The organism is Conexibacter sp. DBS9H8, assembly GCF_023330685.1.
In the GTDB taxonomy this organism is placed as follows: domain Bacteria; phylum Actinomycetota; class Thermoleophilia; order Solirubrobacterales; family Solirubrobacteraceae; genus Palsa-465.
This window is the reverse complement of sequence record NZ_CP097128.1, coordinates 2,626,054-2,639,221: the sequence shown is the minus strand read 5'-3', so window position 1 is coordinate 2,639,221 and position 13,168 is coordinate 2,626,054. Positions and strand designations below refer to the sequence as shown.

General features: G+C 68.5%; 11 protein-coding genes and 2 pseudogenes. 7 read left to right on the top strand and 6 right to left on the bottom strand.

Annotated elements, in window-relative coordinates; translation table 11 throughout:
* The first annotated feature begins 24 nt into the window (after positions 1 to 24).
* The 5 genes from M3M55_RS12550 to M3M55_RS12530 all read left to right on the top strand — a co-directional run bounded on the left by M3M55_RS12550 (position 25) and on the right by M3M55_RS12530 (position 5,125).
* A complete protein-coding gene (locus tag M3M55_RS12550) occupies positions 25 to 1,122 on the top strand; it encodes a type IV pilus twitching motility protein PilT (protein ID WP_249009845.1) in 1,098 nt (365 codons plus the stop codon).
* Positions 1,123 to 1,151: 29 nt separating this feature from the next.
* The gene (locus tag M3M55_RS12545; RefSeq protein WP_249009844.1) at positions 1,152 to 2,360 is read left to right on the top strand and encodes a type II secretion system F family protein; all 1,209 of its coding nucleotides are present in this window, start codon (positions 1,152 to 1,154) and stop codon (positions 2,358 to 2,360) included.
* Between the two features lie 65 nt (positions 2,361 to 2,425).
* Positions 2,426 to 2,611 (top strand): hypothetical protein, encoded by a 186-nt coding sequence (locus M3M55_RS12540; protein WP_249009843.1) that lies wholly within the window; start codon positions 2,426 to 2,428, stop codon positions 2,609 to 2,611.
* 89 nt (positions 2,612 to 2,700) lie between these two features.
* On the top strand, positions 2,701 to 3,906 hold the full coding sequence (locus M3M55_RS12535) for a glycosyltransferase family 2 protein (RefSeq protein ID WP_249009842.1): 1,206 nt from the start codon (positions 2,701 to 2,703) through the stop codon (positions 3,904 to 3,906).
* Positions 3,907 to 3,922: 16 nt separating this feature from the next.
* A complete protein-coding gene (locus tag M3M55_RS12530) occupies positions 3,923 to 5,125 on the top strand; it encodes a glycosyltransferase (protein WP_249009841.1) in 1,203 nt (400 codons plus the stop codon).
* Here M3M55_RS12530 and M3M55_RS12525 read toward each other — a convergent pair.
* On the bottom strand, positions 5,053 to 6,183 hold the full coding sequence (locus M3M55_RS12525) for a glycosyltransferase family 1 protein (protein ID WP_249009840.1): 1,131 nt from the start codon (positions 6,181 to 6,183) through the stop codon (positions 5,053 to 5,055). The two genes, M3M55_RS12530 and M3M55_RS12525, sit on opposite strands and share 73 nt — an antisense overlap.
* A 44-nt stretch (positions 6,184 to 6,227) precedes the next feature.
* Here M3M55_RS12525 and M3M55_RS17650 point away from each other — a divergent pair.
* A pseudogene (locus M3M55_RS17650) lies at positions 6,228 to 6,821 on the top strand (glycosyltransferase family 2 protein); the annotation flags it as partial.
* Positions 6,822 to 7,134: 313 nt separating this feature from the next.
* Here M3M55_RS17650 and M3M55_RS12515 read toward each other — a convergent pair.
* From M3M55_RS12515 to M3M55_RS17645, 3 genes and pseudogenes are all read right to left on the bottom strand, one after another.
* A complete protein-coding gene (locus tag M3M55_RS12515) occupies positions 7,135 to 8,139 on the bottom strand; it encodes a glycosyltransferase family 2 protein (RefSeq protein ID WP_249009838.1) in 1,005 nt (334 codons plus the stop codon).
* Positions 8,139 to 8,687 (bottom strand): glycosyltransferase family 2 protein, encoded by a 549-nt coding sequence (locus M3M55_RS12510; protein WP_249009837.1) that lies wholly within the window; start codon positions 8,685 to 8,687, stop codon positions 8,139 to 8,141. Before M3M55_RS12510 ends, M3M55_RS12515 begins: the two co-directional genes overlap by 1 nt.
* Positions 8,688 to 8,743: 56 nt before the next feature.
* A pseudogene (locus tag M3M55_RS17645) lies at positions 8,744 to 9,094 on the bottom strand (glycosyltransferase family 2 protein); the annotation flags it as partial.
* Positions 9,095 to 9,176: 82 nt separating this feature from the next.
* Between M3M55_RS17645 and M3M55_RS12505 the strand changes: the two are divergent.
* On the top strand, positions 9,177 to 10,640 hold the full coding sequence (locus tag M3M55_RS12505) for an oligosaccharide flippase family protein (protein ID WP_249009836.1): 1,464 nt from the start codon (positions 9,177 to 9,179) through the stop codon (positions 10,638 to 10,640).
* Here M3M55_RS12505 and M3M55_RS12500 read toward each other — a convergent pair.
* Together M3M55_RS12500 and M3M55_RS12495 are read right to left on the bottom strand one after the other, a co-directional pair.
* Entirely contained in the window at positions 10,611 to 11,888 is a 1,278-nt protein-coding gene (locus tag M3M55_RS12500) for a hypothetical protein (RefSeq protein ID WP_249009835.1), read from the bottom strand. The two genes, M3M55_RS12505 and M3M55_RS12500, sit on opposite strands and share 30 nt — an antisense overlap.
* Positions 11,888 to 13,147 carry a hypothetical protein gene (locus M3M55_RS12495; protein ID WP_249009834.1) on the bottom strand — a complete coding sequence of 420 codons (1,260 nt, stop codon included), beginning with the start codon at positions 13,145 to 13,147 and terminating at the stop codon, positions 11,888 to 11,890. The genes M3M55_RS12500 and M3M55_RS12495 overlap by 1 nt, the downstream gene beginning before the upstream one ends.
* Between the last annotated feature and the right edge of the window lie 21 nt (positions 13,148 to 13,168).

Sequence of the window (13,168 nt, the reverse complement as noted above, 5' to 3'; positions counted from 1 at the left end):
CTGCTGTCTGAAAGCGAGCTGTGCATGTCGATCGACTTCGCCGATGTCCTCCTCCAGGTGGTCGACCGGCGGGCGTCAGACCTTCACCTCACTGCCGGCGCCCCGCCGATGCTGCGCATGCGCGGACGGCTCACCCCGCTTGAGGGGTATCCGATCCTCGCGCCGTCCGACACACGGGAGATCATCTACTCGATCCTCACGAGTGCCCAGCGCCAGCGGCTGGAGACCAACTGGCAGCTCGACTTCGCCTACGCGGTGCCCGGCAGCGCCCGCTTCCGGGTCAACGCCTACTTCCAGCGCGGCGCCCTGGGTGCCGCGTTCCGCCTGATCCCGTTTGAGATCGCCCCGCTCGACAGCCTCGGCCTGCCGCCGGTGCTGCGCGAGTTCGCCAACAAGCCGCGCGGGCTTGTGCTCGTCACCGGTCCGACCGGGTCGGGGAAGTCCACGACGCTCGCGTCGATCATTGACGTGATCAACCAGACGCGGGAAGAGCACATCATGACGATCGAGGACCCGATCGAGTTCCTCCACCAGCACAAGCGCTGCATCGTCAACCAGCGCGAGCTCGGGGCTGACGCGGCGACCTTCGCCCTCGCGCTGAAGGCGGCATTGCGCCAGGACCCGGACGTGATCCTCGTCGGGGAGATGCGCGACGTCGAGACGATCGGAACGGCGATCACCGCGGCGGAGACCGGCCACCTCGTCTTCGCCACCCTCCACACCCAGGACGCCCCCCAGACGATCGACCGGATCGTCGACTCCTTTCCGGCCGAGCAGCAGGGCCAGATCCGCGCGCAGCTGTCGATCGCCCTTCAGGGGATCGTCACCCAGACCCTCGTCCCGACCGCGGACGGCTCCGGCCGGGCGGTCGCCGCAGAGGTGATGGTCCCGACTCCGGCGGTGCGCAACCTCGTGCGGGAGGCCAAGACCCACCAGCTCTACTCGGTGATCCAGACCGGCTCCCAGCACGGGATGCAGACGATGGACGCCTCCCTCGCCGGCCTCGTACGCACCGGAAAGATCACCAAGGCGGTCGCCGAGCAGCGCGCCCACTCGGTTGAGGAGCTCAACCGGCTGCTCAACGCGCCGTCCCTGTCGGTTGCCGCCCCCGTGGCGATGTAGGCCCGTGGGCGTGAGGAAACGGAGGAGCGATGCCGACCTATAAGTTCAAGGCGATGGATCTGGCCGGGGTGACCGCGGCCGGTGAAGTGGAGGCGATCTCCCCCCAGGACGTCGCCGAGCAGCTCAAGCAGCGTGGCCTCGTCGTCATCGACGTCGCCAGCAAGTACCGCTCGCGAGAGCTCAACCTCGAGTTCTTCCCGCACGTCAAGGCTGATGATCTCTCGGTCGCCAGCCGGCAGCTGTCGACGATGGTCAACGCGGGGATGCCGATCCTGCGCGCGCTCAGCGTGCTCGAGAGCCAGAGCTCGAACAAGCTTCTGAAGTCAACCCTCGCCGCCGTCCGGGGTGACGTGGAGGCCGGCTCGAACCTGTCGGACGCGATGGCCAAGCACCCGAAGGTGTTCGATGACCTGTACGTGTCGATGGTCCGGGCGGGGGAGACCGGCGGTCTGCTCGAGGAGGTGCTGCTGCGCGTCGCCGATCAGCTCGAGAAGGACGCCGCCCTGCGCCGCCAGGTTCGCGCGGCGATGGTCTATCCGTCCCTCGTCGTTACCTTCGCGATCGGGATCATGCTCGCGCTGGTCGCCTTCCTGATCCCCGTTTTCATCAACGTGTTCAAGCAGTTCCCGGGCAAACTGCCGGCTCTCAGCCAGTTCATGGTCAACTTCAGCCACGCCCTCACCGGACAGTGGTACATCTTCCTGCTCGTCGTCGTCGCGCTCGTCGGCGGGTTCATCGCCTTCCGCCGCTCGGACTGGGGGCGCCCGCGCTGGGATCAGATCAAGCTCCGCTTTCCGTTGCGGATCGGGGAGGTCGTTCAGAAGGTCGCGATCGCGCGCTGGTCGCGGACGCTCTCCTCGCTCGTCTCCGCCGGTGTGCCGATGATCCAGTCGCTGGAGATCACCGGCCGGACGGCGGGCAACATCGTCATCGACCAGGCGATGGCGAAGGTGATCACGAGCGTCAAGCAGGGCGGCACGATCTCCGGTCCCCTCAAGGACGCGCCGGTGTTCCCACCGATGGTGCCCCAGATGATCGCGGTGGGGGAGGAGACCGGAGCGCTCGATCACATGCTCGCCAAGGTCGCCGACTTCTACGACGACCAGGTTGAGGCGGCGGTCAAGGCGCTCACCTCGATCCTCGAGCCGGTGATGATTATCGTTGTCGGCACGATCGTCGGGGTGATCGTGATCTCGATGTACCTGCCGCTCTTCAGCGTCTACAACGCGATCCCGTAGCGAGGGTCGCTCCCGAGCGAGCCGGGCGGCCGCGGGCGGAGCGACCCGGCTATCGTCCGGTGCCGATGAGCACCTCTGCCTCCAGTGATGACCGGTCCGTCTGCACCCCCTGCCGGGGGACGGGCAGCCTCGTCTCCAACCACGGGGGCGAGCGCCATTCCGTGACCTGCCCCTGGTGTGGCGGCAGTGGCCGCTTTGAGGCCGGCCGGGACGCGCAGGCAGCCGCGCCGCCCCGCGCCGCGGCGGGCTGAGCCGGTCGTTCCCCGGCTCGTTCTGAGGCGGGAGCGGATGCTCCGATTCGGTCAAGTTTCCGGTCGATTCTGCCGATTGATACAGCGCCATGAGCGCCTCGGTCGCCACGATCGCACCCGTCGCACCGCTCGCCCCGGTGGGTCCCGGTGAGGACACCATCACGCCCGCCACGGAGGTCTGCCTGTCGATCGTGATGCCCTGTCTCGATGAGGCCGGTTCGATCGCCGAGTGCGTCCGGCGCGCCTGGGCGACGCTGGCCAGGAACGGGATCGACGGTGAGGTCCTCGTCGTCGACAACGGATCGGAGGACGGCAGTCCGGAGATCGCCCGGGGCGCCGGGGCGCGGGTGATCAGCGAGCGCCGCCGCGGCTACGGCAACGCCTACCGGGCCGGGCTCGCCGCCGCCCGCGGACGCTACATCCTGATGGTCGACGCCGACCTCACCTACGACCTTGAGGACGCGCCCCGGTTCCTCACGGAACTGGAGGCGGGCGCGGACATGGTCATCGGCGACCGGATGTCCCAGATCGACGCCGGGGCGATGAGCTGGTCACACCGCTACATCGGCAACCCGCTGCTGTCGGGCTTTCTCAACCTGCTCTACCGGACGCCGGTCTCGGACGCGCACTGCGGAATGCGGGCGCTGCGCCGCGACATCGTCCCCCGGCTCGACCTGCGCACCTCCGGGATGGAGTTCGCCTCCGAGATGGTGATCCGGGCCGCCAAGGAGCAGCTCGACGTGCGCGAGTTCCCGATCCGCTACCACGCCCGCTGTGGCGAGTCGAAGCTCTCGACCGTCCGAGACGGCTGGCGTCACCTGCGCTTCCTGCTGCTGCACTCCCCCAACCACTTGTTCATCTTCCCCGGGCTGGTGATGGGGCTGTGCGGGCTGGGCATCGAGATGATCGGGGTCGCCCACCTCGGCCTGTTCGGCCGCCACTGGCAGATCCACGCGACGCTCGTTGGGGCGCTGCTGGCGATCGTCGGGACCCAGGTCCTCGCCCTCGGGGCGTGTGCGCGCACCTACGCCGCCTACTTCATGGGTGAGCGTGACCGGCTGTTCTCCTGGGCGCGGTCCCGGTTCACGCTCGAGCACGGGCTCGCCGCCGGTGGGCTGGTGACGGCGCTCGGGCTCGCCCTCGGGGTGTCGATCGCCATCGGCTGGGCGAGCCACGGCTTCGGTGCCCTTGGCGACGGCGACCTCGCGGTTCTCGCGGCCACCCTGATCGTGATCGGCGTCGAGACGTTCTTCACCGCCTTCCTCCTGTCGATCCTCGGTCTGCGGCGCTCCTGAGACCGGCCCGCCTTCCGTGCGCATCTGCCTCGTCTATGACTGTCTCTTCCCCTACACGGTCGGGGGGGCTGAGCGCTGGTACCGCAACCTCGCCCTCCGGCTTGTCGCCGACGGCCATCAGGTCACCTACCTCACGTTGTGCCAATGGGCGCCGGGCACCGTCGTCGACCTTCCCGGCGTGGACGTCCGCTGCGTCGGCCCCCGCTGCCGGCTCTACACCCGCGGGGGGCGCCGGCGCATGCTGCCACCGCTCCTCTTCGGTCTCGGCGTGCTCTCGCACCTGCTCAGGCACGGACGGCGCTACGACGCCGTCCACACCGCCTCCTTCCCGTACTTCTCGCTGATCGCCGCTGGTCTGCTGCGCCCGTGGAAGGGGTACCGGCTCGTTGTCGACTGGTTTGAGGTGTGGTCCCTCGCCTACTGGCGCTCCTACATCGGGGCTCTGGCGGGGACGGTCGGCTGGCTCATCCAGGGCGCCTGTGCCCGCTTTTCCCAGCGGGCCTTCTGCTTCTCGCGACTGCACGCGAGCCGGCTCGGGCGGCTGGCCACTCGCGGCGCCACGACCGTCCTCCGTGGAGCCTACGACGGTCCCACCGACCCCGCCCGCGCCCTCGGGGTTGACCCGGTCGTCGTCTTCGCCGGGCGCCTGATCCCGGAGAAGCAGGCCGCCGCGGTGGTCTCCGCGGTCGCCGCTGCGCGTGGGCGGGTGCCGGGCCTGCGGGCCGAGATCTACGGGGACGGTCCCGATCGTGAGGCGGTCGTGCAGGCGGTTCGGGCGCTCGGGCTTGGCGATGTCATCAGCGTCTGCGGGTTCGTGCCTGACGCGGCGGTGGAGGCGGCGCTGACCCGGGCGATGTGCCTGCTGCTGCCCTCCCGTCGGGAGGGGTACGGGCTCGTCGTCGTTGAGGCGGCCGCGCGCGGCACCCCGAGCCTTGTCGTCGCCGGGGCTGACAACGCGGCGGTGGAGCTGATCAGCGACGGGGAGAACGGGCTGGTGGCCGACTCGATCGACCCGGACGAACTCGCCGAGCGTCTCGAGCGCATCTGGATACTCGGGGACGGCCTGCGGGACCGCACGCGGGCCTGGTTTGACGCCCACGCGGACGAGCTTGCCCTCACCGGTTCGCTCGAGCGGGTCGTCGGCTCCTATGCCGGGGCCGACAGCGCACGAGTGTATGAGGCGAGCGTCCCGGCGGCCGTCGCCGCCCAGCTGAACTGATCGGCCCGGGCCCGCCCGCGTGCGACGCGCCGGGTCACCTCCTCACGGTCGCTGAGGAGCCGTTCGACGGTGAGGCTGATCTGGCGGACCGATGTCGCCTCAAAGAGGAAGGCGGCGTCCCCGGCGACCTCGGCGAGCGCGCCGCCGACCGAGCAGCCGACCGGGCGGCCGCGGGCCATCGCCTCGAGCACGGGCAGGCCGAACCCCTCATGCAGGGACGGGCAGAGCACGGCGGACGCGGTCAGGTACAGCCCTTCCAGGTACGCGTCGTTCACCCAGCCGAGCAGGCGCACGTCGGCGTTGAGGTCGCAGCCGCGGATGTGCTCCTCCAGGCGGGTCTGGTGGGCGGTCGGGTAGCCGCAGATGACGAGCAGCGGGCGCCGCTCGACGGGGATGAGAGCGACGGCCGAGATGAGGCGCTCGAGGTTCTTGTGCGGGCGCAGGGCCGACACGGACAGGACCACCGGCCGCGTCCCCGCATCGAGGGTTCGGCGGACCTCGTCCTCCGGGGTCGGCTCGGCCCGACGGACCCGCCCGCCCCCGAGCGGGACGACGTCAACCCGGTCCGGGTGGACCCCGAGGTGGTACTGGAGATCGGTGGCGGTCACCGTTGCGTCGGTGAGGATGCGGTCACACCGTCGGGCGGCAGTGGGGACGAGCACCCGCATTCCGATCCGGTTGAGGCCGAGGTGGGCTTCGGGGACACGCAGGAAGTGCAGGTCGTGGATCGTCACGACGCTCCGAAACGGGCCCCACAGGGGCGCGGTGTTGGCGAGGCTGTGGACCAGCTCGACCCGGGTCTTGCGGGCCGCCGGCGGGAGCAGCGTCTGTTCGGCGCGCACCCAGTTCCAGCGGTGGGTGACGTCGACGGGGATCACCGTCGCGCTCACCCGCTCACCCCACGCCTCCACGATCCCACGGGCGGTCGGGTTGATGAACGCGGTGAACCGCAGGTCGGGAGCCGCGGCGAGCAGGGCGGGCACGAGCTCCCGCGCGTAGGTCTCGGTTCCGCCGGTCGCGCCCGGCACGAGGTAGAGCAGGTTGAGCCCGACGTACACGACCGCCGAGGCTAACGGGCCCTGAGTTGGCACACTCCCCGACGGTGCCCACCCCCGCTGAGGAGATTGATGTCGTCATCCCCGTTCACGGGCACTACGCGCTGACCGCCCGCTGCCTCGCGAGCCTCGCCGCCCAGACCGAACCTCACCGCGTGATCGTCGTCGACGACGCCTCCCCCGACGACACCCGAGAGAGGCTCGCCCGTGAGTGGCCGCAGGTGACCGTCGTGGCCTTGGAGGTCAACCGCGGCTTTGCCAATGCAGTCAATGCCGGTGTGCACGCAGGGCGAGGCGAGTTCATCGTTCTGCTCAACAACGACGTTGAGCTTGAACGAGACGCGGTGGGGGAGATGGTGGCGCCCCTCCGTGCAGACGCGGCCGTTGGATCGGTTGCGCCCCTGATCGTCAAGCCGGCCCGCGAAGTGATCGACAGCTTCGGTTTGGTCATCGACCCGACGCTCGCCGGGTTCTCGCGCCTCCACGGCGAGCCTCTCTCGTCGGCTGTCGCCACACGGCTTCGGCTCGCCGGGCCTGAGGGCACTGCAGGTGCGTTTCGGCGTGCCGCGTGGGAGGCGGTCAATGGTTTCGATCCCCACCTCATCGCCTACCACGAGGACGTTGACCTTGCTCTGCGGCTTGCCGTGGCCGGATGGCAGACCGCCGGCGCTGTCCGCGCGATCGGTGTCCACATCGGCTCGGCGACGTACGGGCGACGGTCAGCGACCGTCCGTCGTCTCGCCGGTCACAGTCGGGGTTACATGCTGCGGCGCTGGCCGTCGGCCGGGATGAGGCTGATCGTCCGGGTGGTCCTCACGGAGACGATCGTGGTGCTCGGCGATTGTCTTCTCCAGCGCGATCTTGAGGCGATCAGAGGTCGTCTGCAGGGATGGAGCGCGGCTCGAGGGCTCCCTCGCCGCGGCCGTCCGCCGCTCGAAACGCTTGAATTCACACTCACCCTGCGCGCTGGACTCGCCTTGCGGTGCCGCGCTGTCGACCCGAGAGGGCGCGCCACCCCGGGGGAACAAAGCCGACGACCGCCGGAAGGTCGAGAGGACGCACAGGGAGGGGATCCTGACGACGCATCCGGCGACGCTGAGGAACTCCTCTGAGCCCGTCGCGCCACGCTCGGAGCAGTGTGCTGAGGAGGCCCCGACGCACGGCGATGCCAAGGTTGAGAACCTGACCGAATAGGAGGAGGTGAGAATGCGTGACGATCTCACGGGTCGACCAGTGCCGCGCAACAAGCCAGATCTGATTTCGCCAGACGTGATAGCTGGAAAACGGATTCGCCCCGGCACCGGCCGTTGCGCTGTTCATGTGAAAGACCACTGCCGCGGGCTCGTATAGGCACGTGCAACCTCTCAACTGGGCGCGCAGGGCCCAGTCGACATCCTCGAAATAAGCTGAGAGGTCCCCGTCAAAGATCCCGACCGTGCGGAGGTCGCGCGTGCGGTACACGGCGGCTCCGCCACAAACGCCGAAGATCGGTTCGCTCCGATCGTACTGACCGACGTCGCGGGCTCCCTGGCCCCGGCGGGCTGCCGTGCCAGCCCAGGAGTACTCGTCGCCCGCGCCGTCGATGAGCGTCCGGTCGTAGTAGTTGAGCATCTTGGGCCCGACCGCCGCAACGGATGGGTTCCGCTCCAACGCGGCGCAGAGGATCGTCAGGGCCTTGGGGGCGAGTTCGACATCATTGTTGAACAGGCCAACGTAGTCAGAGCTGAGCCCGGCTTGCAGGCATGTGTTGAGTGCCGCCGTGATGCCACGGTTGTGCTCATGGACGATGACCTCGACCTGGGGCCAGTTGGCGTTGAGCCATGTGACGGTTCCGTCCGTCGACCCATCGTCGACGACGATGAGGCGGTCCGGTGGGAGGACCTGGGCCGCATACGACGGGAGCGTCGCCTCGAGGAGATGGCGCCCGTTGAAGCTCGCGATCGCGACGGTCAGCGTCATCAGCTGACGCGTGACCTGGACTGGGTTAGTGGGGGGGTGGGCGGTATGGAACGGAGGGCTCTGCGGTAGCCCCGTGCATAGGCACCCAGATGGGACACCCCGTAGATCCTGCGTCGCACGCCGTCGGGAGCCGAGGCCCAATCGCGGCCGGAGGCCTGAAGCAGTGAATCGGCGGCCGCCAACGCGAGCCATAGAGGTCCAGTGGCTAGTGGTGACAGCCGCGGTTCAGATGGCCGGTTGCAATGCATCGCGGCCGCGGCAGCTCCCACCCGTTCGCTCCGCTGACGCCAGGTCGTCATCGAGTAGGGATGATGGTGGATCAGCATGAGTTCGGGTCGGTAGACGAGCCGGACGCCTTGCTGACGCAGCCGACGGCCAAACTCGGCGTCCTCGTAGCCGAAGGTCAAGGTTTCGTCCATGCCTCCTGCAGCGATGTAAGCGTCGCGAGCATAGGAGATGCCTGTGCCGTACCAGTGGTTCTCGGTGAGACCAGCACCGGCGTCCAGAGCCTTGAAGTCATTTTGGGGGCCATCCTCCAACCAGGCCATGAACGGATCGTCCCGGATGAGCGCCTCGGAAAACGTGTGCTCCCGAGAACCGCAAGTTTCTCAGGAACGGCTGCATGCAGCGCGACGTGACCCTGGATCAGGCGATCATCGGCGGGAGTCGTGTCGTCGTTTGCCCAGAGCACGATGCTCCCGCTCGCCCGCCGGACCCCTGCGTTTCGTGCGGCCGCTATTCCTGAGCCGTCCGACCGAACAACTCGCAAGGGGATCGGAAAATCTGGGGCGAGCGCTCGGCACGATGCGACTGAATCGTCGCTTGAGCCATCGTCAACAACGACCACCTCGGCTCGCATCCCTTCCAGTTTCTGGATGGCGAACGCCGCTAGCGTCGTTCGTAACCGCTCCGCCCGGTTGCGACTCGGAATGATCACGCTGATATCGATGTCCATCAGTCGGCGCAGCCCAGGTGCACACACGTGACCCTGATACGGGACACTCTCTGGACCGATGGGAGAACGTTAGCCTGCGCCGATGGGGAACCGCCAGCTCCACCGGCGCCGAGGCCTGATCTTCGCCCTGATGAGCCGATACCTTGTGGTCCTCGTTCAGGTCCTCGGCACGCTCGTGAGCACGCCGGTGATCCTCGCGGCGTATGGCCCGGCGATGCTGGGACGATGGGCTCTGGCGCTGGCGATCATGGGCTACATCCAGGGGATTGACCTTGGCCTTGGGATTGAGTTGGCGCGTTCGGTGGCCGCGAGCCGGAGTCCGGAGGAGCGATCGCGAACGGTCGGAGCAGCGCTCAACGTCCTCGTGGTTCCCGGGCTGGCGGCCGTAGCCGCGGGTCTGGGACTCGGGATCGCGCTCGGCTCGACGAGCGGGCGGGGACCATGGCTCGGGATCGCGATCGGCTGCGGTGGCCTTCTGCTCCCCCTCAGTGTCGGGGGAGGTGTGCTCTACGGAACTGACCGTCAGGTGAGCCGCAACGCGTTCACGGTTGGAGCGACCTTGATCGGCCTGGCGGCAACCATCGCCGTTGCCGTTGCGCATGGCAATCTCGCGCTGCTCACGCTGGCCGGTGCACTTGGACCCTTGCTTGCCGGGGTCGGGACGACCGTGCAGGCGTTCCTCAAAACCCCGGGTGTGCGCGGGCATCTGCGACAGGACGATCTCACCGAAGTACGGCAGCTCCTTGGTGCGTCAATTGGCGTGTTTGCTCTGACAGCGTCAGGGCAGGTGATCGCCTACTCCGACACGTTTGTCGTCGACGCCCTCTTCGGTCCCGCCGTGCTGGGAGTCTACGTCGTCGCGATGCGCGTTATCGGAGGCTTGACGTCCCTCACTAACCAGTTGTCCGATGTTCTCTTGCCCAGGTTCGCGGATCCAGGCGCTGGCCCGCTGGAACAGCAGGAGCGAATCCGACTTGCCATCACGATCGCTGCCTGTATCGGCTTCGCGCTCATCTCCATCCTCATCGTGTTCGGGCATCAACTGCTGAATTTGTGGGTCGGCCCCCACTACCAAGCAGCCTGGGGCGTAGCTCTGCTGCTCAGCGGCGCCGTGCTCCTCAACGGTCCTGCGCGGGTGGCGGTCGTGTGGGCCATCGCCGCCTCGAGGCGGGAGGGGCTCACCATGCTCGCTCTGTTCGAGTCCTTCGCGAACGTCGCCCTTTCCGTCCTGCTCGGTGTGGCGTTCGGCTTCCGGGGGGTTGCCGCCGCATCGATGGTGACTTTGGTGGTTACGAACGGCTGGATCCTTCCGACGCGCTTGCTCCCGAGAGGTGGGCTCTCCTGGAAGCGCGACTTCGTGCGGCCGGTTGGCCAGAGTGCGCTGCTGGTCTTGCCGATCAGTTTCGCCGCTGCTGCGCTCCTCGGACGCGCCTCCGTCGGGGGCTGGTGGGTGCTTCCCGCTGGCGCTGGGCTCGGCTTGGGTGTCGGAGTTGGGCTGCTGAAGTGGAACCTTCGCTCATCTCGGCGTTTGTTCGCGCCCACCTGACTGAGCAGGGAGAGGTGAGGGTAATGCGGCGACCGGGCTGACGAGCGTCTGGCCAGGTTGCAGCTGCCGATGGTCAGCGGACGACACCGCACGCGGTCGCCCGCTCTCTGGTGCGGGCCGCGCCAGGAGGGCACGGATGACCGTTGCCAGAATCGGAAGCGTGACGATCGCGTAGGCCGTCGCTCTGACATCGAACCCGTAGACTGGGAGTGGGACGGTCACCGCGACCAGCAGCAGGGTCGATACGACGCTGAGCCGGGGGGGACGGCCGATCTCGATCGCGTAGACGGCCATCAGGAACGGGAGCTGGTAGTAGATGTTGTCCCACGGATCCATCGCTGCACGGAGGAGAAAGACGAGCGACAGCAGCGTCAGGGCATCCCGGATCGCGTTGGCTCCCTGACGCGGGACCGGATGGCGTTGGCGCCACAGCAGCGCACAGGCGGCCGCCGTGAGAACGATCAGCTCATGGGCGTGGACGGAGACCCAGGAGGTCGGGCCGAACCACGCCCACAGCTGGGAGAAGTGAAAGATCTGACCGGTGCCCGCACCGAGGGACTGCACGCCCCCGCTGCGCAGAAGGATGAGTGGCCCGTCCACGGCGGCGATCAGCATGCTGACCGTCACCGTCGCCCGGAGCCGGCGCTGGGGCAGCACGCAGATGGCGACGGGCACGGCCACCAGAGCCCAGGACTTGCTCACCGCCGCGAGCCCGACGAGCAGCATCGCCGGGAGCCAGCGGTCACGCGCCGCCTGGACGACCCCGGCGATGGCGAGGGCGGCGACGAATACGTCCTCAGGGTGGCCGAGGACGATGCAGTAGATGAACGTCGGGTTGATCACGAGCAGGAGCCCGAGCGGGCTCACACGGCCCCAGAAAGCTTCGGTGGGGAGCTCGAGGACGCGTACCAGCCACGTCGCGAGCAGTGGCGCGGCCGCCACGCACGGCAGGGCGGTCGCCAGGTAGGTCACCTGCCAGTCCGCGTGGAAGGCGAGGGCGATCAGGGCGAACGGCGCCCGGAGGATGAGGGAGCCCACATAGCCGGGGCTCGCGGTCAGGAACGCGCCGACGTGCGCGAGGGCGAGCTGGTGGAGGGCCGGGTAGGCCTCAACGACGAAATCGTTGGCGCGGCCGAAGAGCAACCCGGGGCTGGTCAGATAGAAGAGGCAGATGCCGGCGGTGAGGGCCCACAGCGCGAGGATGGCGCAGGCGGTGAACGCCGTTGACGTGGTCCGCGGCCGCGTCATCAGAGCGTGGGGGAGGGGGGCAGCAGGTTTCCGAGACGGCCGCGGACACGGATCCAGTGGTGGCGGGATCCGAAGACGCGGAGGGCGAGCAGCCCGACCATCGGCACTGTCAGGAGCTGATAGGCGACCGCGTAGAGATCGGCACCGGTAGGCCCGCCCCAATCGGGCCGAAACCCGCTCTCGGGGGGGACCGTGAGCAGAAACATCAAGGCGGTGACGACGAGGAGATGTACCGGCGGCCGACGCGCATAGAGTGCGTAGAGGACGATCAGGAACGGCAGCTCGTAGTACAGGTTGTTCCACGGGTCCATCACCGTTCGCAGCAGCAGCACGAGTGCGAGGAGCAGCAGCCCTTCACGGAGGCGCCCGTCCGGCGTCAGCCGATCAGCCCGGTGCAGCGACCACCACGCGGCGGCGCAGACACCCCCGGCGAGGACGATCAGTTCGTGGGCGTGAATCGACACCCAGGCGTGGGGTCCGAACCACCACCAGAGCTGCTGGGGGTAGAAGATCTGCCCGACGCCACCGCCGAGGGACCCGACCGCGCCTGACCCACCGGTGCGCAGCAGGGTCGTCGGCACGAACAGGATTCCGAGGGTGAGGGCGACGGTGATGAGCGCGCGCCCGCGGCGGTCGGGCAGCACGACCACCGCGACGGGGACCGCGGCAAGCGCCCACGGCTGGTTGAAGGCGGCGATCGCGATGAGCACCATCGCCACCAGCCACCGACCTCGGGCGGCGGTGATCACCGCGACGACGGCGAGCACAGCGGAGAGGATCTGCTCGGGATGGCCGAGCGCGACGCAGTAGAGAAACACGGGGTTGACAGCCAGCAGGAGACCGAGCGGGCCGCACCAGCGCCAGCGTAAACTCGCCCCGGCGCTGGGACCCCGCTCCGACGTGAGCCACGCACCGAGGAGCGGAGCGGCGGCAAGGCAGGGCGCGGCGGAGAGGATGTAGCTCAGCTGCCAATGCGGTGATACGGCGGCCCCGAGAAGGCCGAAGGGGGCCCGCAGGATGAGCGAGCCGTAGTAGGCGGGCGCGACCTGGAGCGCGTGCAGCAGCCGCCCATGGGACAGAGTCTGAAAGACAGGCCAGGCTTCACTGATGAAGTCGTTGGTCTGTGTAAGGGAACGCAGTGGGACGACGGTGAGCCACAGGCTGAGCAGGAGGCCGCCGACCCCAGCGAGGGCGATCACCGGTGTCCCATGGAGCCGGAGCCGTTCAGGAGAGCGCCTGGGGGCCGTGAGCGTCGCCATCGGTGTTCTATCGGCCCGGGC